This window comes from Plantactinospora sp. CA-294935, from assembly GCF_050936445.1.
Taxonomy (GTDB): domain Bacteria; phylum Actinomycetota; class Actinomycetes; order Mycobacteriales; family Micromonosporaceae; genus Plantactinospora.
Genome location: NZ_JBNJMU010000001.1, coordinates 3673078 through 3691646 on the forward strand (window position 1 = coordinate 3673078; position 18569 = coordinate 3691646).

Genomic DNA, 18569 nt, shown 5'->3' on the forward strand with positions numbered 1-18569 from the left:
CTGAGAAAGGGTTCACTAGGCTGACCGCATGCGGGTGCTCTTCGCGTCGGCGCCGTTGCTCGGACACGTGTTCCCGATGGTGCCGCTCGCCGAGGCGTTCCGGGACGCCGGTCACGAGGTGCTGCTCGCCACCGGCGGTGACGGACTCGCCGTACGCCGGACCGGGCTGCCAATCGAGGACATCGCCCCCGGGTTCCGGTTCGACCGGATCGCCCGGCGCACCATGCTGCGCCACCCGTTGGTCGCCCGGGCGGAACTGGCCGGCCGGGCCGGCACCCGGGGTGTGGGGCTGCTCTTCGGCGCGGCCAACGAGCAGATGATCGACGGACTGGTCACTCTGGCCGACCGCTGGCAGCCGGACCTCGTCGTGCACGAACCGCTGGCCGTGGCCGGGGCGCTCGCCGCCGCCCGCCGGGCGGTGCCGGCGGTACTGCACGAGAACTCGCTCTTCGACGGCGCCGAGCTGGTCCGGGTGACCGCGGCCCGGCTGGTCCGGGCACAGCAGCGCAGCGGCATCGGCAGCCTGCGTCCGAGCGCCGCCACCCTGACCGTCGCCCCGCCCAGCGTGGTCGGCGAGCGGGCCGGCTGGGCGCTGCGCGGCGTACCCGCCACCGGGGTCGGCGAACTGCCGGAGTGGCTCCGGGAGCCGGGCGGGCGGCCGAGGATCCTGGTCAGCCGCAGCACGGTGGCCGGCCCGGGCGGGGGAGCGCTGATGACCGCCGTGGTCCGGGCCGCTGCCGGGGTGGACGCGGAGTTCGTGCTGGTCCGCCCCGACCGGCGGGTGCTGCGGCACGGGCCGCTGCCGGAGAACGTCCGTACCGTCGAGTGGATCCCGATCAACGCGGCGCTGCCGCACTGTGCCGGGGTGGTGCACCACGGAGGGGCGGGTTCGGTGCTCGGCACGTTCGCCGCGGGCGTACCGCAGCTCGTGGTGCCCGGCCCGGGCGACCGCCGGCACAACGCCGAGCTGGTGGCGGCCCGGGGTGTCGGACTGGCCGTACCCGAACGGGCGATCACCGGAGCCGAGCTGGCCCGACTGGTCGGCGACCCGCGTCTCGGCTCGGCCGCCGACGAGGTACGCCGGGAGATGGCCGCGATGCCGGCACCGGCGGAACTGGTACCCCGGCTCGAAGCCCTGCTCGGCTGAGCGCCGGCCCGGCGCGCGCTCGCCGGGGCGTCCCTGCCCAACCGGGCCGAACTACGCCCGGCCCGGCAGCGCCGCGCCCGTTGCCCGGTCGGACGGTCAGCCGGGCAGGTTGGCGTCGAGGAAGGCCGCGATCACGGCGCGGATGTCGGGCCGGTCGAGCGGCAGGGCGTGTCCGCCGTGTGTGACCAGCGAGTGCACCGGGTGGCCGGCCCGGAGCAGTGCCGAAGTCAGCGCGACCGCCTGGCCGACCGGTACGGAGGCGTCCGCGACACCGTGCGCCAGCAGCACCGGTACCCGGTTGCCGACGTGGCTGTGCGGAATCGCGTCCACGGTCGCCGGGTCGCCGGCCGTGGGCCGGTGTCCCAGCAGCGCCTCCCACGGGTTGTCCCCGCGACGTGCCCGGAGGAACTCCTCGTCCAGCGGATCGATCGGCGCCCAGAAGGCGAGTACGCCGTCGACGTCGTCAGGCTCGGCCACACCGCGCAACCCGAGGTGCAGTGCGAGGTGGCCACCGGCGGAGTCGCCGGCCACCAGGAACGGCAGCCCGGCCGCCCGGGCCCGGGCCAGCGGCTCCCGCGCCGCCGCCCGTACGTCGGCTAGCTGGGCCGGCCAGGTGGCCTCGGAACTCAACCGGTAGCGGCCCTGCACCACCGTCAGCCCGTGCCCGGCCAGCGCCGCGCCGTCCTCGTCCGACCAGCCGCGCCAGCCGCCGCCCGGCAGCCACAACACGACGCCCCGCTCCGACATCGGCCAAGCATGGCCGCCGGACCCCCGGCCGGGCCAGCCGAAAGCGGCGACTCCGCTGACGGCGTAACGCCGTCGGCTCCAGTCGTCGGCTCCGGTCGTCGGCTCCGGTCGTCGGCTCCGGTCGTCGGCCGCCACGGGCCTGGACAGCGGGAAGCCGGCGTGACCAGGGCCGCTCCGGCTCGACGAGCGGTTCCGGGCGACCCGAGGTAGTTTGGGGTTCGTGCTATCCGTCGCGCTGGTCCGCCCCGTGTGGTGGATTGCGTGCCGGTCGGTGCGGTTCGTGACCGCCCTGGTGTTGATGGGCCTGCTGCTGGGTGCCGGTGGTGCCCGGACCGGGCTTTCCGACCCCGCCCTCGCGGCGGGCGGGGCACGACCCGCCGCAGAGTCGATTGTGGAGGATGTCCGGGCCGCCGGGGCCGAGGCGCCGACAACCGCCCCGGCCGTGTGGATCGGGCAACGTGCCGAGGCCGACGGCGGGCAACATCCCGAGGCCGACGGGGCGTCCGGTGCCGCCGACGAGCCGCCCGTCGCGGTGGCCGAGCAGCCCTCGGAGGCGCTCAAGGGTGCCGTGGCGACCGACGAGCGGTCCGTCGCGACCGGCTCGGTGGTGCCGACGCTACTGGTCCGGGCCGACGTGCTCGCTGGGCAGCCCGACCGGCCGGTGGTCGGTCCGGCGGCCGGGGTGTGGCCGGCCGGCAACGCGTACGCCCGGGTGGTCGGGCCGCGCGCACCGCCGCTCGACTGAGGACCGGTCGCGCTCGACCGCTTCCGGTCCGGTCCCGTCGACTTCCTCGTCCGCATCGTCCACCCGTGAGGTGCCGTAATGGAAAATTTGCTGTTCGACTTCCTGATCGAGGTGACCCGGTCCACCACCCTCTGGCTCGTACTGCTCGGGCTCGCGCTGGCCGCCGGCATCTGGCTGGTCGTGCGTCCGCAGGCGGCCACCACCGACCGTCGGGACGAATCCGGTTACGACGTGGCGGTCCGGGATGCCGAGGGACGCCGGCAACGGCTGGTGGCCCGGGCGACGGAGCTGCACCGGTACGCCGAGGAGGTGGCGGTCGCCGCCGAGCGGTCGGCCGTGACCGCCCAGCGGCGCCGGGACGAGTGGCTGGCGGCGCAGGAGGCGGTCGAGGCGGCCTGGCAGGCGTACGAGACGGCGGACGCCGCAGCCCGCCGGGTCACCGCCGCCGCCGTACTGCCCGAGCCGCGCACCCCGCGCACCCCGGCCGAGTACGCCGACCGGGAGCGCTTCCTGCACCGTGCCGCGATGGTGGCCTGCACCCGGCAGGAGCTGACGGTACTGCAACTGAGCGACGCGCTGGCCAACCGGAACGGCTGGGACCCGCGCCGGCACCCGGCCGAACAGGAGATCGTGCTCCGGCGGGCGGCCCGGGACAGTCTGCTCGCCGCGCACCGGGCGGCGGAGGAGCGGGAACGGGCCGCCTGGCGAGACGCCGAGGTGGCCGCCGCGGCGGCTCGCAGCCTGCGGGAGGAGGCGTTCGCCGCCGCCAGCCGTGCGGCTCAGCTCCGGCGCTGGCTGCCGTCGCCGGCCGGCAAGGCTCGCGGGTCGGCGCGCCAGGAGGCCCGGCAGCGGGGTACGGCCCGGCGGTGGCGCGCGGCCCGGGCCGGCTGACCTTCGGCGGGCCGCCGGAGGGTCGGCCCGGGATCGGGCCCGGGCCGACGTCGAAGGGGCCTCGGTGACCACATAGGAGTCCGTCGCCGTCGGGATCGGACGTTCTTCCGGGTGGTCGGGTACGGCGTCTCTTCCGGGTGGTCGGGTACGGCGTCGTCCCACCGCACCGGCCGCCGCACTCGCCGGGTGCAGGGTTGCCCGTAGAAACCACCGGTCGTCGTCATGGCCGGGCTTTGATCACCCCGGTTAGGGTGACGGTATGCCGTTGGTGCCGCGGGGATATGTGCCCGGCCGGAGCGCGCTGATCTGGTCAGGCACCGATCACGGGTGGCGCCAGGCGAACCTGTCCTCCAGATTCGGGCGGCTGGTACCGCGGGTCCTGGCGGCGCCGCTACTGCTGATCGGCCCGTTCCTGGTGTGCGCCGCCGCGTTCCTTGCCACTGGCGAGCCCACCGGCAACCGGTGGATCATGGCCGTCGCCGGGGTCGCGGTCACCGTGTCGTGTGTCAAGCTGGTCCTGCATGAGGCGCGGCTGGCTGACCGGGCCCGCCGGGATCAGCGCCGGCTGGAGGCGATCGGCGTCCCCGCGACTGCCGAGATCACAGCGGTGCGGCCCACCTCGCTGGGCGAGGAGAGCGGGATCGAGCTGAGCCTGCTGATCAGTGGGTTCGGGTTCGAACCGTTCGAATCCGTCTCGTCGTGCAAGGACCACCCGGACCTGAGGGTCGGGGCGCGACTCAACGCCGTGGTCGACCCGACCGACAGGCTGTACGCGATCGTGCCCTGAACCCCAGAGCGCCGGGTGTCTTCAGCTCGCCGGGACACTCGACGAACTGATCTCTGACCAGCGTCGGACCTGACACCGATCCGACATCGGACCTCAGACTCCGTCACGCCTATGAGGCCTCTACAGGGGGCCCGGGGGAGTCGGCCGTCAGGTGGACGGCTTGGTCGGCGCGACGTTGCGGAACCGCTCGTGCGCCGACTGCCGGCTGATGCCGAGCGCGTTGCCGATCTCGGCCCAGGAGAGCCCGGCCTCCCGGGCCGCCGCCACGGCCCGTTCGATCAGCGGCCGTTGCCAGCGTTCCACCTCGGCGAGGATGCCCAGCGCCTGCAACGGCCAGGTCGTGGCCAGCTCGGCGACGTTGTCCCGGAGGGTGTCGGAGCGGTTCAGCAGCCAGTCGGGCGGGGTGGCGGCCAGGATCGGCCTGACGTGTCCGCTCCACTCGGAGGTCGCCATCCAGCGTCCCTCGTCGGCGGCCGGATAGTCGCCGGTGCCGACCCAGCCGCAGGAGCAGCGGGCCCGGTAACCGACCGTGCCGGCGGGCTCGGTGGCGGCGGTGCTCACCGCCCCGTCCGGCAACCGGAACCCGATCAGGTTCGCGTGCCCCGGGACCATCTCCTCCGCCATCTCGCAAGCATATGTCTGTCAGGTTTCCCTGACTGATGATGTCAGGATACCCTGACACAATTGCTCGGGCGGGTCGCCGTCCGGGCTCGACCCCCCGAAGGGAAGAGTGCGATGTCCGTGGTCAGCGGCACCGTGGCAGCGGGTTACGAGCCGGTCCGGGAGGCGTTCCTGGCGAACTTCGAGACCCGGTCGGAGATCGGCGCGGCCGTCAGCGTCTACCGGCACGGCCGGGAGGTGGTCCGGCTCTGGGGTGGGACCGCCGATCCGACCACCGGTCGACCCTGGCGGGCGGAGACTCTCCAGGTGGTCTACTCCACCACCAAGAGCGTGCCGGCGGCCTGCGCGCACCTGCTGGTCCAACGGGGACAGCTCGACCTCGCCGCCCCGGTCGCCGAATACTGGCCGGAGTTCGGGGCGGCCGGCAAGGACGGCATCCCGGTCCGCTGGCTGCTCTCCCACCAGGCAGGGCTGCCCGTGCTCGACCGTCCGGTCCCCCGGGCGGAGGCGCTGGCCTGGCAACCGGTCGTCGAGGCGCTGGCCGCCCAGGCGCCGGTCTGGGAGCCGGGCACGGCGCACGGCTACCACTCGCTGACCTACGGCTGGCTGGTCGGTGAGGTGGTGCGCCGGGTCTCCGGCCGCAGTCTGGGCACGTACTTCGCGGACGAGATCGGCAAGCCGCTCGGCCTGGACTTCTGGATCGGTCTGCCCGCCTCGGAGACACACCGGGTCAGCCGGCTGGTCGAGCAGCCGGCCACCGCTCCGGCCCCCGAGACGGTGCCCGAGCAGATGCGCGAGGTCCTCGCCACGTACACCGATCCGGCCTCGCTGCTGGTCCGGTCGGTGTCGGTGACCGACCCGCCGCTCGACCTCGCCGACCCGGCGACCTGGGCGGCCGAGATACCGGCCGTCAACGGCATCTGCACCGCGTCGTCACTGGCCCGGTTCTACGCCGGTCTGATCGGCGAGGTCGACGGGATCCGGATCCTCGACGCGGCCACTCTGGCCGCCGCCACCGCCGAGCAGGCCAGCGGCGTCGACCGGGTGCTGATGGTGCCGACCCGACCCGCGCTCGGCTTCGGCCTGCCCCTGCCGGACCAGTCCTGGTGGTCGCCCACCGCCTTCGGCTTTCCCGGTCACGGTGGCTCGCTCGGCTACGCCGACCCGGCCAGTGGCATCGCCTTCGGGTACGTGATGAACGGCCTGCGCGTCACGATGACCCCGGACCCCCGGACGGCCAGCCTGGTCGAGGCGGTCCGGGCAGTGGCGTCCCGCCAACCGGACTGAGCACGGCCGGTGGTACCGAGCACGGCCGGCGTACCCGATCCCGACCCGGCGCGGCGCGGACCCGGCGGCTCAGTCCCGGGTCCGTCGCCGCCAGCCGGTGCCGGGGTGCCACGACTCGATCACGAGATGGTCGGCGGGCGTGCCGACGTACGTCAGCACCAGTTCGGTGATGTCGATCCGGAAGAACCCGGCGCCCTCGTGCGGGTTGTCGGCCGGTGGCGGGATCGCGACGACCCGGCCGGCCAGCTTGGCGTCGCCCGGCCAGCTCTCCGGCGCGTCCGCGGGTGGCTCGATGGTCGGGCTGTGTACGGCGATCCGTGGGTCCCGCCGCACGTCGAGCAGCTTCATCGAGCCGCCCATCATGCCGAGCGTGACCTCGCCGTCGCCGAACTCGAGTTCCGAGGCGCTGATCCGGGGCGAGCCGTCCCGGCGAAGCGTGGCAATGGTCTTGTTGGTGCCGGCCGAGAAGCGTTCCCGGACCCGCGCCGCGAAGTCCGGTGCGTCCCGTTCGATCTCCCGCCAGCTCGCCACATGATCCTCCGGGGTCCGGCCGGCCCGTTCTCCGTGCGGGCCGGAGGTCCGGCCGAGGCACGCCTCGGCCACGGCCTCCAACCTACCGCCGACCGGCCGATCCGCGGCCGACCGTTTCGTGGCCGATCCGCCGCCCACCGTTCGTGGCGGATCCGCCGTCGACCGTTCGTGGCGGATCCGCGGCCGACTGTTCGTGGCCGATCCGCGGCCGACCGTTTCGTGGCTGATCTGCCGTCGACCGTTTTCGCGGACCGGTCGTGCCGATCACGGCGAGGACCCTGGGGATGATCACCCGGATCGGAGTGTCGGATAATCAGGACTCCCGGAGATCGCGAAGGCAGATCATGACCACCGAGAACGACTGGCTGACCCGGCGGACCGGTGTGCTGCCGACCGCCCCGCCGACCGAGCGGCTCAGCCCGAAGAGCGTGCTGGACGAGGCGACCCGGCCGACCGCACCCGAGCCGCCGCCGGAGGTCACCTTCACCCATCAGGGCCGGTACGCCGGCCGGCACCTGGTCGACGTGCACGACCACTACCGGGCGGAACTGCGCCAGGTACGCGACATCCTCCGGCAGGTCAAGGAGGGCACCTCCCAGATCGGCGACGCCCGCGACCAGCTCAACGTGATGACGATCCGGGCCAACGACTGGACCCTGGGCGGGGTCTGCCAGGCGCAGTGCCGCGCGGTGGCGACCCACCACACTATGGAGAGCCAGGGCATCTTCCCGCACCTGCGGCGCAGCCAGCCGGATCTGGCGGCCGTACTCGACCGGTTGCACGAGGAGCACCTGGCGATCCACGAGGTGCTGGAGGGGGTCGACGCGGCGCTGGTGCACCTGGCCCGCAACCCCACCGACTACGGCCCGATCACCGAGGCGATCGACCTGCTCACCGACACCCTGCTGTCGCACTTCGCGTACGAGGAGTCGCAGTTGATCGGCCCGCTCGCCCGGCACGGCTTCTATCCGGGACAGGTGTGAGCCGTCCGGCAAAGGCTGACCAGGCGTCCGGCGGTCAGCTCCGGCCGGTGAGGTAGGCCAGCACCGCGACCACCCGGCGGTTGGTGTCCTCGGTCGGCGGCAGGTCGAGCTTGGCCAGGATGTTGCCGACGTGCTTGCCGACGGCCGCCTCGGAGACCACCAGCACCCGGGCGATCGCGGCGTTGGAGCGCCCCTCGGCGACCAGCGCCAGCACCTCCCGCTCCCAGGCGGAGAGCCGGGCCAGCGGGTCGCGCCGCCGGCGCAGCAGTTGGCGTACCACATCGGGGTCGACCACCGTGCCGCCGGCCACCACCTGGCGGAGCGCGCCGACGAACTCCGGCACGTCGACCACCCGGTCCTTGAGCAGGTAGCCGACCCCGCGACCGCCGTCGGAGTCGAGCAGGTCGGCGGCGTAGCTCTGCGTGACGTACTGGCTCGGCGCCACCACGGCCAGTCCCGGGTGGGCGCGGCGCAGCCGTACCGCCGCCCGCAGCCCCTCGTCGCCGCCCTCCGACACGCCCGCCGGTAGCACCGGCACGCTCCGACGGATCCGTTCCCGTCAAGGCTGACTTGACGAACGATTCTGTCAAGGATAGCTTGACGGCATGGACAGATTCGTGGAGACCGCGCTCGCCGTCGACATCGCCCCCGCCGCCGTCGCGGCCGCCAACGCCGCCGTCAACGAGGCGAGCCGGCAGGCCGACCTGTTGATCGGTGGCCGTCCGGCACCCGGCAGTCCGGAGTGGGCGGCGGAGCAGGAGGGGTCGGCCGGGCGGCAGCGCGAGATCGCGTCCCAACTGCTGCATTTCCGGATCGTCCTGGCCTCCGGTGTCGATCCGTTCGCCAGTGTCGTCGGCCTGCGTCGGTGGGGAGTGACCTGGGAGTTGATCGCGCGGGCGGCGGGGGTCACCCGACAGGCGGCACACGAGCGCTGGGGTCGGCGGGTGCTGGAGGTCCTGGATCCGTACGGGACCGGCGAGCTCGGCGGGCCGGTCGCCGACGACGAGGCAGATCTGCGGGGTACCGGCGGGGGCAGCTCATAACCCCATAGGGGTTATAGTGGGGTCGGCCCACGGTGCCGACGAAGAGGAGTCCGGCGATGCCGAAGATCAACGTCTATCTCCCCGACGAGCTGGCCGAGGCGGTGCGGGTCGCCGCAATTCCCGTCTCGGCGGTCTGCCAGCGCGCCCTCGAACAGGCCGTACGCCGGGTGACCGCGATCCGGGAGACCGCCCTCGGCGATCTTGACGACGCCGACCTGGCCGCCCGGCTGCCGAACTTCACCCCCCGGGCCCGCGCGGCGGTGCTGCTCGCGGTCGACCGGTCCCGGGGGGACGGGGCGGCGGCGGTCGGCAGCGCACACCTGCTCGGCGGGATGCTGGCCGAGGGGACCAACCTGGCCCTGCACGTGCTGCGGGCCGAGGAGATCGAGCCGGACCGGCTGCTCCAGGAGCTCACCGCCCGGCCCGTCGCCGAGCCGGGCGGTGACCCCGACGACACCCTGCACTTCAGCGGGCCGGCGGCGAACGCCCTGGAGTTGGCCGTGACCGAGGCGACCGCGTTCGGCCACAACTACGTCGGCTGCGAGCACCTGCTGCTCGGGCTGATCGCCGAGCCCGACGGCGTCGGCGGACAACTGCTCCGGTCGCTCGGCGCCGAGCTGCGGCTGACCCGCCGGGCCGTGGTGGCGGCCCTGGCCGGCTACGTCCACCTGCGGGCCCAGACCCCGCCGCAGGCCGACCCGGCCGGCGCCGCCGGACCGTCACCCGAGGTCGCCGCGCTGCTGGCCGCCGCGGTACGCCGGGAACTCCAGCCGATCGTCGCCCGGCTCGAACGGCTGGAGGAGCGGGCCGGCGGGACCGACGCCGACTGACCGGCCGCCGAGATGCGCAGGATCGTGCCGGCGGTCGTCGCGATGCTGACGTTCCTGCTGGTGCTCGGGTTGCCGTTGCTGACCGACCTGCCCTAGCACGGGCCCGGACCGGAGGGATCGGACATGACCAGGCGGGTGCTGCTGCTCGCGACCAAGGACACCATCGCCTACTCGACCAGCCCCGGACGGGAGCGCGTCGCGTCCGGGGCGGAACTGCTCGACGCGATCCCGCCGGACCGGCTCGCCGCCGACGTGGTGGTCGAGGACGTGCTCGCCGAGCCGAGCTGGGACACCAGCCCGGGCACCATGCTCGGGCTGGCCCGGCGGGCCCGGTCCGCCATCCTGGCGGACGGATTCGACGGCGTGGTGGTCAGCCACGGCACCGACACCCTGGAGGAGACCGCCTACCTCGCCGACCTACTGGCCGGCCCGGCCGCCCAGCGTGGCGCGATCGTGTTCACCGGCGCGCAACGGCAGCTCGACGAGCTTTCCGCCGACGGCCCGCGCAACCTGGCGTCGTCCATCGCCGTCGCGGCTGATCCGCTGCTGCGCGGGGCGGGCGCGGTGGTCTGCGTGGACGACGAACTGCACGCGGCCCGCTGGGTGAGCATGGTCGACGCCACCACGGTCCGGGCGTTCTCCTCGACCCCGTTCGCGCCGCTCGGCCGGGTCGTCGGGGAGCGGGTCGAGGCGATCGGCCCGGCACCGCCCCGGCCCGCCGAGGCGTACGGTGAGCCGGAGTCGGACGTGGCGCTGCTGAAGACGTACCCGGGAATGGACTCCGGGCTGCTCACCGCGGTGGTGGACGCGGGTGCCCGGGGTGTCGTACTGGAGGGGACCGGGCCGGGCAACGTCCCGGCCGGCCTGTTCGCCGCGATCGCCGAGTTGACCGGGTGGGACGTCCCGGTGGTGGTCGCCTCCCGAAGCCGTACCCGGACGATCGGACTGGCGGAGTTGCCGCCACCCGCCGGGTTGGCCGCCCGGGTCGGCGCGATCGGGGCCCGGGGTCTGCCCGCCGGCAAGGCGCGGGTCGCGCTGATGGTGGCCCTCGGCGACGGCGGTGGGGTGACGGCGGCCCGGGACTGGTTCGACCGGCTGGCCCCACCGCCCGGTGGGTGAGCCGGCGGCGGCCCGGGTCACTCCACTCTGGCCGGACGACGAGGCCGAACCGGCCCGACGCCGGGACGGTGCCATCGGTCGATGTTCGCGTAGGCTGCGGCGATGACCGGCACCAATCCGCAGGCGGCCCGGAGCGGGCGTGGCAGGGTGCTCACCGTTGCCAAGATCGCCCGGTTGGCCGGGGTCTCCGCCCCGACGGTCTCCCGGGTCATCAACGGACAGACCGGGGTGGCGCTGGAGACCCGGAAGCGGGTCGAGGCGATCCTGCGGGAGCACGGCTACCGCCGGCCGGGTGGGTCGACCTCGGTGGCCATCGTGGAGCTGGTCTTCCACGCGCTGGAGAGCCTCTGGGCACTGGAGATTATCCGGGGTGTCGAGAAGGTGGCCCGGGAGCACGACCTGGCCGTCGTACTCACCGAGATGCAGGGCCGGCTGACTCCGGGGCGGGCCTGGACCGAGCAGGTGCTGACCCGGCGGCCGATCGGGGTGATCGCGGTCTTCTCCGAGCTGACCGTCGCGCAGCAGTCACAGCTCGCCACCCGGTCGATCCCGCTCGTCGTGCTGGATCCGACGGGGGAGCCGCTGCACCAGACCCCGTCGGTCGGTGCGACGAACTGGAACGGCGGGCTGGCCGCCACCCGGCACCTGCTGGACCTCGGGCACCGGCGGATCGCCATGTTGAGCGGGCCGCCGGAGTGGCCGTGCTGCCGGGCCCGGCTCGACGGTTACCGGGCGGCGATGGACGCGGCGGGCGTACCGGTCGATCCCGACCTGGTGCGGATCAGCACCCTGTACGTCGAGGGCGGCCTCGCCGACGGCCGCGAGTTGCTGGCGCTGCCCGACCCGCCCACCGCGATCTTCACCGCCAACGATCTCCAGGCACTCGGGGTCTACGAGGCGGCCCGCCGGGCCGGGGTACGGATCCCGGACGAGCTGAGTGTCGTCGGCTTCGACGACCTCTCGTTCACCCGCTGGTCCGGGCCGCCGATGACGACGATCCGCCAGCCGCTGGAGCAGATGGGGGTGACCGCCGCCCGCATGATCATCGACCTCGCGGCGGGCCAGTTCCTGGACCAGCACCGGGTCGAGCTGGCCACCGAACTCGTCGTACGGGAGAGCACCGCCCCGCCGGCACGCGGCTGAACCCGCGCGGCTCCACGCCGGGAGTTCGGTTTCGCCGGCCCTACACCGTCGTCACGAACTCATGTCAGTCTATGTCTTGTGCGGTGAAACATTCCCATCGATACTTTGGGATGTTTCAACTGGCAGGACGCCCCGGATCGCCGTCCGTGATCGCGCCTCGCCGGGTCGAGAGAGGATCAGGATGGGACGACTCGTACGCGCACTCGCCGTCGCGGGCAGTGCGGTGGTGCTGGCCGCCGGCCTGGTGAGCCTGACGGTGGCCGCCCCGGCCTCGGCGGCGGCGCTGACCGAGGTGACCAACTTCGGCACCAACCCCAGCAACCTGCGGATGCACCTCTACGTGCCGGACCGGTTGGCGACGCGTCCCGCGATCCTGGTCGCGGTGCACTACTGCACGGGTACCGGCCCCGCGTTCTACTCCGGCACCCAGTTCGCCTCGCTGGCGGACCGGTACGGCTACATCGTCATCTACCCCTCGGCGACCCGCAGCGGCCAGTGCTTCGACGTCTACTCGCCGCAGGCGCTGCGTCGCGACGGCGGCAGCGACCCCGTCTCGATCATGTCGATGGTCCGGTACGTCCAACAGCGCTACAGCACCGGACAGGTCTTCGCCACCGGTGTCTCCTCCGGCGCCATGATGACCAACGTGCTGCTCGGCAACTATCCGGACGTCTTCGCCGCCGGGGCCGCGTTCGCCGGTGTGCCGCACAGTTGCTTCGCCACCACCGGCGGCTCCACCTGGAACAGCGAGTGCGCCAACGGTCAGGTCATCCGCACCGCCCAGCAGTGGGGCGACCTGGTCCGGGCCGCGTACCCCGGCTACACCGGCGCCCGGCCCCGGATGCAGTTGTGGCACGGCACCAACGACGAGACGCTGCGCTACCCGAACTTCGGTGAAGAAATCAAGCAGTGGACCAACGTGCACGGACTGAGCCAGACGCCGACCTTCACCGACACGCCGCAGTCCGGCCACACCCGTACCCGCTATGGCGGCAGCGGCCCGACGGCACCGGTCGAGGCGATCAGCATGCAGGGGGTACCGCACAACCTGCCGGTGAACGCGGCCGAGGCGATCCGGTTCTTCGGGCTGGACAGCACCACTCCGCCCACCGCCACGCCGACCGGGACCCCGACGGCCGTACCGACCACCACGCCGCCGCCGACCCAACCGCCTACCGAGCCGCCGGCCGGTGGCTGCGCGGTCAGCTACACGGTGAACGCCTGGAACGCCGGGCTGACCGCCGCGATCAGCATCACCAACCGGGGCACCTCCGCCATCAACGGCTGGACGCTCTCCTTCACCCTGCCGGCCGGGCAGACCATCACCTCGGGGTGGAACGCGTCCTACAGTCCGGCCAGCGGTGCGGTGACCGCCCGCAACGCCAGTTACAACGGCACCATCGCGCCGAACGCGTCGGTCGGGATCGGCTTCCAGGCCAGCCACACCGGCAACACCGGCAGGCCGGCGTCGGTCAGTCTCAACGGGACGGCCTGCACGTTGAGCTGACCCGGTTCCGTACCCGATCGACCCCTAGTCGTTATCGAAGCGCGACGGGCCGCGCGAGGGAGAGGCGGGTTGCCGGCGGAGGATCCCCCGCCGGCAACCCGCCGGCCCCTCTTCTCCGGTCCGGTCAGGCCGGTGTCGTCGGGGCGCCGGACGCCGGGCCGTCGTCGGACGCCGGGCTGCCGGCCGGGCCGGCCGTCGCCGCGAGGGTACGCAGCGCCTCGACCAGTTGCGCTCCGGAGGGCGCTCGTTCCGGGTCGAGCAGCCACTGCCGCCGTACGGCCCGGCCGAGTTCTGCCTGCGCGCCGTCACCGACGCGGCCCGGCCAGCCTGGCGCCGGGAGCCGGCCCGACACCGCACCGGAGCCCGCCGTACTGCCACCCGGACGGCGATCGACGCGCCGCGTGGACGGCGACGCGTCGATCGCCGTGTTCACGGCCAGTCTTCCAGGAGTAGCGCCATGACCTCGTGTCGGGCGACCGGGTCCAGGCTGCCGTCCCGCCCCGGATGTCGCGCGGTGACACGCTCTGCCAGAGTGTCGCGCCATGGGCGGACTACTCGACGACGAGACACTGGCATCGTCGGCCGTGGTGGCGAACTCGGCGATGAACCGGGAGCGCCAACTCGACGGCGTCAACAGCTACACCCGGGAACTCGGATTCCACCCGCTGGACTGGCTCGTCGCCCGGGTCCAGCCCGGCGACCCGGCCGAGCCGGGCGTCCCGCCGGTGGGCTGGCTCGACCTGTGCTGCGGCAGCGGCCGGGCACTCGGCCAGGCCGCGCGGCGGCTGCACCGGGCCGGCCTGGCCGACCGGGTGGCGATCACCGGGGTCGACCTGGTCGACTTCTTCGACGCCGACGCCGACGCCGACGCCGACGCCGACGCCGACGCCGACGCCGACGCCGACGCCGACGCCGACGCCGACGCCGACGCCGACGCCCGCGACCCGGAGCGCGGGCGGGACGACCGGAGCCCGGTCAGCGTCGGCGCACCCCACCTGGTCTGCGCCCCGATCGGCACCTGGACGCCGCCGCGCCGCTACGACCTGATCACCTGCGTGCACGGGCTGCACTACGTCGGCGACAAGCTCGGCATGCTGGCCCGGATCGCCGGCTGGCTCGTCGACGACGGCCGGTTCGTCGCCGACCTCGACCTGAGCAGCGTGCGGCTGGCCGACGGGAGGGCCGCCGGTCGCCGGCTGAGCAACCTGCTGCGGTCGGCCGGGTTCGCCGTCGACCCGAGACGGCGGCGGATCAGTCGCACCGGGCCGGTGGCGCTTTCGTTGCCGTACCGCTATCTCGGTGCCGACGACCGCGCGGGCCCCAACTACACCGGCCAGCCCGCCGTCGTCTCCTACTACGTGCCGGCCTGATCGATCGGCGCAGGCCGCGCTCGGTCGGCCTCGGGGGCGCGGGCCCTGCTCAGTCCGCCTCGGCGGCGCGGCGGGCGCGGGCCCGGCGCTTGCCCTCGTGCATCGCCTGCACCCGGGCGATCGGGATGGTGTGCCCCTCGGCGACCAGGTCGGCGGGGAGCCGCTGCGGTTGCGGCATCCGCTCCGTCCACGGGTCGTGCCCGTCCAGCAGGCGCGGCACCGTACGCAGGGTGAAGTCGGCCGGGGTGACCCGGTCCAGTTCCTCCCACGGCACCGGGAACGACACCGGCACCCCCGGCCGGAGCCGAGGACTGTACGCCGAGACCACCGTCGCGCCGCCGGACCGGGTCGAGTCGACGAAGACCCGGCCGCCCCGGTCCTCCCGGATGAAGGCGGTGGTCGCCAGTGCGGGATCCAGCCGTTCCGCCCGGGCCGCCAGTGCCCGGGTCGCGGCGGCCACGTCCTCGATCGGCGCTTCCGGGTCGACCGGTACGAAGATGTGCACCCCCTTCGCCCCGCTGGTCTTCACCACCCCGGACAACCCCGCCTCGGCCAGTACCTGCCGGACTAGCTGGGCGGCGCCCACGACCAGCGGAAAGGTGTCCGGGGCCGGTGGATCGAGGTCCAGCACCAGATGGGTGGCGCGGTCCCGCCGCTGCGCCGTGACGAGGGTGGGGTGGTATTCGACGGCCCGCTGGTTGCCGAACCACAGCAGGGTGCGCCGGTCGTTGCAGAGGGCGTACGACACCTCGCGGCGGGACGCCTCCGCCCACAGGGTGACCGTCGAGACCCACGCCGGGGTGTAGCGCGGCACGTTCTTCTGCATGAACGGCGGCTGGCCCCGGAGCACCCGGATCACCGAGAGCGGCCGGTCCCGCAACTGGCCGATCAGCGGGTCGCGGACCTCGTCGAGGTAGTCCACCAGGTCCCGCTTGGTCGCGTCCGCCCCGTCGAACAGGGGCTGGTCGAGGTTGGTCAGGGAGACCCCGTCCCGTACCTCGTCGGCTCTGCCCGTCATCGAACCACTCTCCAGGGGTGCCGCCGTACGGTCAACTCCGCCGGGCCGGGCGCCGCCCGCGAGCCGGACATGATGGCCGTGGTGTGGGGCGCGATGGCCGTGGTGTGGGGCGCGGACGGCACCCCGTCAGCCGAGCACCAGCCGGACGCTGTGTCCGGACTCGTCGTGCCGATAGGCGATCGTCCCGAGCAGGCCGGTCAGCTCGCCGGTCCCGGTCCCCGGCACGATGTGTCCGAAGGTACGCGGAGTCTCGGCGTCCAGCCCGCCGTGCTGGAAGACCACAGTCCCGTGCCGCCCGTCGATGCTGCCGGTGAAGCGCTCCGACGCCACGTACCCCCGGTTCGCGGCGGTCAGCAACTCGGTGACGCTGGTCCCCTCGATCACGCCCCGGAAGGTCTTCCGCACGGTCACCCGGGCCAGGGTGCCGCCCTCGGCGGGCTCGTCGTAGGGCCGCTCGTCCCATCCGGTCACCTCGAACTCGGCGGTGAACTCGGTGCCGGGGGCGAGGGTGGTGTCCGTCTGTCGCGTCATGCCGGAATCGTAGGTCGGGCCCCGGACAGCGGATTGGATATTTGCGTCACGGCTTCCGGGCCCGCGGTGACTCCGGGCCGACCTCGGCGACCGTGCCGACGCCCGGCCGGTCGTACCCTGGGTCGGATGGAGCGCGATCTCGACGACCGGCGGGGAGTGCTGCGTACCGCGCCGCACGGTGTCGAGCCGCTGCGACGGCGTGCGCCCGCCCCGGAACTGCTCCCGTACGTCGCCTGGTACTGGTCGGTCTGCTGGGACCTGCGCGGCCGGCCCGCCCACCGGCAGTCGACCCTGCCGCACCCTTCGGCACATCTGACCGTCGAGGAGGGCCGGGCCTGGCTGTACGGGCCGCCCCGCCGCCGGTTCGACCGGCTCCTCGCCGGGCAGGGGCGGGTGGTCGGCGTCCGCTTCACCGCCGGTGGTCTCGCCGCGTTCCTGGGCCGCCCGGCGGCGGAGGGGCCGGTTCCGGCTTCGCTGCTTCCGGGCCTCGACGCCGCACATCTGGCCGCCGCTGTCACCGCCGCCGCAGACCTCGACGCGGCCGGCCCGCTGCTGGACCGGGCGCTGACGGCGATCATGCCGGGCCGGCCGGACCCGGCGGTGTTGACCGTGGAACAGGCGGTCCGGCTCGCTGGGGAGGACCGGTCGATCCTCCGGGTGACCGACCTGGCCGAGCGCCTCGGCCTGCGGGTCCGCGCCCTGCAACGCCTCTTCGCCGACCAGGTCGGAGTCAGCCCCGGCTGGGTCATCCGGCGCTGCCGCCTCCAGGAGGCAGCCCTGCGGGCCACTGACGGCGGCCCGATCGACTGGGCGGGTCTCGCCGCCGATCTCGGCTACTACGACCAGGCCCACCTGATCCGGGAGTTCACGGCCGCTGTCGGAACACCACCCGCCCGGTACGCCGAGGGCGTGGACAGCGGGCCCGACGCGCACCCTTCCCGCTAGCCGGAGACCGCTCCGGACCGCCCCGACAGCCTGAGGCCATCCGCACCGCGGCGGGTCTCAGAACTCGTGGTACATGACGTGCAGGCCGACCCGGCCCAGGGTCGGATGGGCGAAGGCGCCCGGCACCGTACCCACCACGGCGAACCCGTGCCGCCGGTACAGCGCGACGGCCCGCTCGTTGGACTCGGCGACGGCGTTGAACTGCATGCCGGCGTACCCGCGCCGCTTCGCCCAGTCCAGGGCGTACCGGCACAGCGTCGTACCCACGCCCCGGCCCCGGGCGTCGGCGGCGACCATGAAGCTGGCGGTCGAGACGTGGCCGCCCGGACCGGGCCGGTTCGGGCCCATCTTCGCCGTACCGATCAGCCGGTCGTCCTCGACGGCCACCACGGTCAGCCCCGGCGCCGACTCGACCCAGATGTCGTACGCCTGCTCCGCGGTCATCCGAGGGTCGTAGGTGAAGGTCTCCTCGGCCCGTACGACCTCTCGGACGATCGGCCACACCCGGGGCCAGTCGGCCGCGGTGAACTCGCGGATCTGCACGCCGTGACGCTAACCGTGCAATCCGGGGGCGGACAACCGGGATACGAACCCGGTCGGTGCGGCCCGGCCGGGTGGGATCCCGCCGGCCCGCCTGGGTCAACCGGTCGTACCGGCGGACTCGGAGACCCGGCCGGTGCCACTGACCACCCGGTCGATGAAGCCGTAGTCCCTGGCCTCGGTCGCGGTGAACCAGCGGTCCCGGTCGGCGTCCCGGACGATCTGGTCGTACGTCTGCCCGGTGTGCTGGGCGATCATCTCCAGCAGCATCTGCTTGGTGTGCAGCATCTGCTCGGCCTGGATCGCGATGTCGGCCGCCGTACCGCCCATCCCGCCGGACGGCTGGTGCATGATGATCCGCGCGTGTGGCAGCGCGTACCGCTTGCCCGGGGTACCCGCGCAGAGCAGGAACTGCCCCATCGACCCGGCCATCCCCATCGCCACGGTCGAGACGTCGTTGTCGATGAACTGCATGGTGTCGTAGATCGCCATTCCGGCGTAGACCGAGCCACCCGGCGAATTGATCCAGAGGTTGATGTCCCGCTCCGCGTCCTCGGCCGCGAGCAGCAGTAGTTGAGCGCAGATCCGGTTGGCCACCTCGTCGGTGACCTCACTGCCGAGGAAGATGATGCGCTCCCTCAACAGCCGGCTGTAGACCGAGTCGTCGAGGGTGCCGTGCGGCTGCTCTCCGCCGCGAGCCTGTGGGGTGTGCAGGTCAGTCATGCCAGCAACCTAGTGACGGCTACCAGGAAGAATCGACGCCTTACGCTGTCAGCGCACGGCT

The 18569-nt window shown here is 73.4% G+C and carries 21 protein-coding genes and 1 pseudogene; 13 read left to right on the forward strand and 9 right to left on the reverse strand.

Annotation, left to right across the window (positions count from 1 at the left end; translation table 11 throughout):
• Positions 1-28 precede the first annotated feature (28 nt).
• Positions 29-1147: a nucleotide disphospho-sugar-binding domain-containing protein gene (locus ACQEVC_RS16475; RefSeq protein WP_432878108.1), complete on the forward strand. Its 1119-nt coding sequence runs from the start codon at positions 29-31 to the stop codon at positions 1145-1147.
• Positions 1148-1243: 96 nt separating this feature from the next.
• Here ACQEVC_RS16475 and ACQEVC_RS16480 read toward each other — a convergent pair whose 3' ends face one another.
• Complete coding sequence (locus ACQEVC_RS16480) at positions 1244-1894, reverse strand: alpha/beta hydrolase fold domain-containing protein (RefSeq protein ID WP_432878110.1); 651 nt, start codon at positions 1892-1894, stop codon at positions 1244-1246.
• A 271-nt stretch (positions 1895-2165) separates the two neighbouring features.
• Here ACQEVC_RS16480 and ACQEVC_RS16485 point away from each other — a divergent pair, with 271 nt between their 5' ends.
• The 3 genes from ACQEVC_RS16485 (at position 2166) to ACQEVC_RS16495 (ending at position 4317) form a co-directional block, all read left to right on the forward strand.
• Complete coding sequence (locus tag ACQEVC_RS16485; protein WP_432878113.1) at positions 2166-2639, forward strand: hypothetical protein; 474 nt, start codon at positions 2166-2168, stop codon at positions 2637-2639.
• Between the two features lie 78 nt (positions 2640-2717).
• Positions 2718-3530 carry a hypothetical protein gene (locus ACQEVC_RS16490; protein ID WP_432878116.1) on the forward strand — a complete coding sequence of 271 codons (813 nt, stop codon included), beginning with the start codon at positions 2718-2720 and terminating at the stop codon, positions 3528-3530.
• Between the two features lie 259 nt (positions 3531-3789).
• Positions 3790-4317 (forward strand): hypothetical protein, encoded by a 528-nt coding sequence (locus ACQEVC_RS16495; protein WP_432878117.1) that lies wholly within the window; start codon positions 3790-3792, stop codon positions 4315-4317.
• A gap of 147 nt (positions 4318-4464) precedes the next feature.
• Here ACQEVC_RS16495 and ACQEVC_RS16500 read toward each other — a convergent pair whose 3' ends face one another.
• On the reverse strand, positions 4465-4941 hold the full coding sequence (locus ACQEVC_RS16500; RefSeq protein WP_432878120.1) for a hypothetical protein: 477 nt from the start codon (positions 4939-4941) through the stop codon (positions 4465-4467).
• A 111-nt stretch (positions 4942-5052) separates the two neighbouring features.
• Between ACQEVC_RS16500 and ACQEVC_RS16505 the strand changes: the two genes are divergently transcribed.
• A complete protein-coding gene (locus tag ACQEVC_RS16505; protein WP_432878122.1) occupies positions 5053-6225 on the forward strand; it encodes a serine hydrolase domain-containing protein in 1173 nt (390 codons plus the stop codon).
• 69 nt (positions 6226-6294) lie between these two features.
• Here the strand turns inward: ACQEVC_RS16505 and ACQEVC_RS16510 are convergent, their stop codons facing one another.
• Complete coding sequence (locus tag ACQEVC_RS16510) at positions 6295-6828, reverse strand: pyridoxamine 5'-phosphate oxidase family protein (RefSeq protein WP_432878125.1); 534 nt, start codon at positions 6826-6828, stop codon at positions 6295-6297.
• A 272-nt stretch (positions 6829-7100) separates the two neighbouring features.
• On the opposite strand from ACQEVC_RS16510, the gene ACQEVC_RS16515 reads away from it, so the two are divergent.
• Positions 7101-7739 (forward strand): hemerythrin domain-containing protein, encoded by a 639-nt coding sequence (locus ACQEVC_RS16515; RefSeq protein WP_432878127.1) that lies wholly within the window; start codon positions 7101-7103, stop codon positions 7737-7739.
• Positions 7740-7773: 34 nt separating this feature from the next.
• On the opposite strand, the pseudogene ACQEVC_RS16520 reads toward ACQEVC_RS16515, so the two are convergent.
• Positions 7774-8241: pseudogene (locus tag ACQEVC_RS16520) on the reverse strand (response regulator transcription factor); the annotation flags it as partial.
• A 103-nt stretch (positions 8242-8344) separates the two neighbouring features.
• On the opposite strand from ACQEVC_RS16520, the gene ACQEVC_RS16525 reads away from it, so the two are divergent.
• The 5 genes from ACQEVC_RS16525 to ACQEVC_RS16545 all read left to right on the forward strand — a co-directional run bounded on the left by ACQEVC_RS16525 (position 8345) and on the right by ACQEVC_RS16545 (position 13381).
• A complete protein-coding gene (locus ACQEVC_RS16525; RefSeq protein ID WP_432878129.1) occupies positions 8345-8782 on the forward strand; it encodes a hypothetical protein in 438 nt (145 codons plus the stop codon).
• 56 nt (positions 8783-8838) lie between these two features.
• Positions 8839-9612 (forward strand): Clp protease N-terminal domain-containing protein, encoded by a 774-nt coding sequence (locus tag ACQEVC_RS16530; protein WP_432878131.1) that lies wholly within the window; start codon positions 8839-8841, stop codon positions 9610-9612.
• 123 nt (positions 9613-9735) lie between these two features.
• Positions 9736-10731 (forward strand): asparaginase, encoded by a 996-nt coding sequence (locus tag ACQEVC_RS16535; RefSeq protein WP_432878134.1) that lies wholly within the window; start codon positions 9736-9738, stop codon positions 10729-10731.
• A gap of 102 nt (positions 10732-10833) precedes the next feature.
• Positions 10834-11874, forward strand: coding sequence for a LacI family DNA-binding transcriptional regulator (locus ACQEVC_RS16540; protein ID WP_432878136.1), 1041 nt, complete (start codon positions 10834-10836; stop codon positions 11872-11874).
• Positions 11875-12055: 181 nt separating this feature from the next.
• The gene (locus ACQEVC_RS16545; RefSeq protein WP_432878139.1) at positions 12056-13381 is read left to right on the forward strand and encodes an extracellular catalytic domain type 1 short-chain-length polyhydroxyalkanoate depolymerase; all 1326 of its coding nucleotides are present in this window, start codon (positions 12056-12058) and stop codon (positions 13379-13381) included.
• Between the two features lie 124 nt (positions 13382-13505).
• Here ACQEVC_RS16545 and ACQEVC_RS16550 read toward each other — a convergent pair whose 3' ends face one another.
• Positions 13506-13814, reverse strand: coding sequence for a hypothetical protein (locus ACQEVC_RS16550; protein ID WP_432878142.1), 309 nt, complete (start codon positions 13812-13814; stop codon positions 13506-13508).
• 109 nt (positions 13815-13923) lie between these two features.
• On the opposite strand from ACQEVC_RS16550, the gene ACQEVC_RS16555 reads away from it, so the two are divergent.
• Positions 13924-14751, forward strand: coding sequence for a class I SAM-dependent methyltransferase (locus tag ACQEVC_RS16555; protein WP_432878144.1), 828 nt, complete (start codon positions 13924-13926; stop codon positions 14749-14751).
• A 49-nt stretch (positions 14752-14800) separates the two neighbouring features.
• On the opposite strand, the gene ACQEVC_RS16560 is transcribed toward ACQEVC_RS16555, so the two are convergent.
• Together ACQEVC_RS16560 and ACQEVC_RS16565 are read right to left on the reverse strand one after the other, a co-directional pair.
• Positions 14801-15769 (reverse strand): DNA polymerase domain-containing protein, encoded by a 969-nt coding sequence (locus ACQEVC_RS16560; protein WP_432878146.1) that lies wholly within the window; start codon positions 15767-15769, stop codon positions 14801-14803.
• Positions 15770-15895: 126 nt separating this feature from the next.
• Entirely contained in the window at positions 15896-16300 is a 405-nt protein-coding gene (locus ACQEVC_RS16565; RefSeq protein WP_432878148.1) for a DUF3224 domain-containing protein, read from the reverse strand.
• 126 nt (positions 16301-16426) lie between these two features.
• Here ACQEVC_RS16565 and ACQEVC_RS16570 point away from each other — a divergent pair, with 126 nt between their 5' ends.
• A complete protein-coding gene (locus tag ACQEVC_RS16570; RefSeq protein ID WP_432878150.1) occupies positions 16427-17245 on the forward strand; it encodes a DUF6597 domain-containing transcriptional factor in 819 nt (272 codons plus the stop codon).
• A 57-nt stretch (positions 17246-17302) separates the two neighbouring features.
• On the opposite strand, the gene ACQEVC_RS16575 is transcribed toward ACQEVC_RS16570, so the two are convergent.
• On the reverse strand, positions 17303-17788 hold the full coding sequence (locus ACQEVC_RS16575; RefSeq protein WP_432878153.1) for an N-acetyltransferase family protein: 486 nt from the start codon (positions 17786-17788) through the stop codon (positions 17303-17305).
• Between the two features lie 96 nt (positions 17789-17884).
• Entirely contained in the window at positions 17885-18508 is a 624-nt protein-coding gene (locus tag ACQEVC_RS16580; protein ID WP_432878155.1) for a ClpP family protease, read from the reverse strand.
• Positions 18509-18569: the final 61 nt, after the last annotated feature.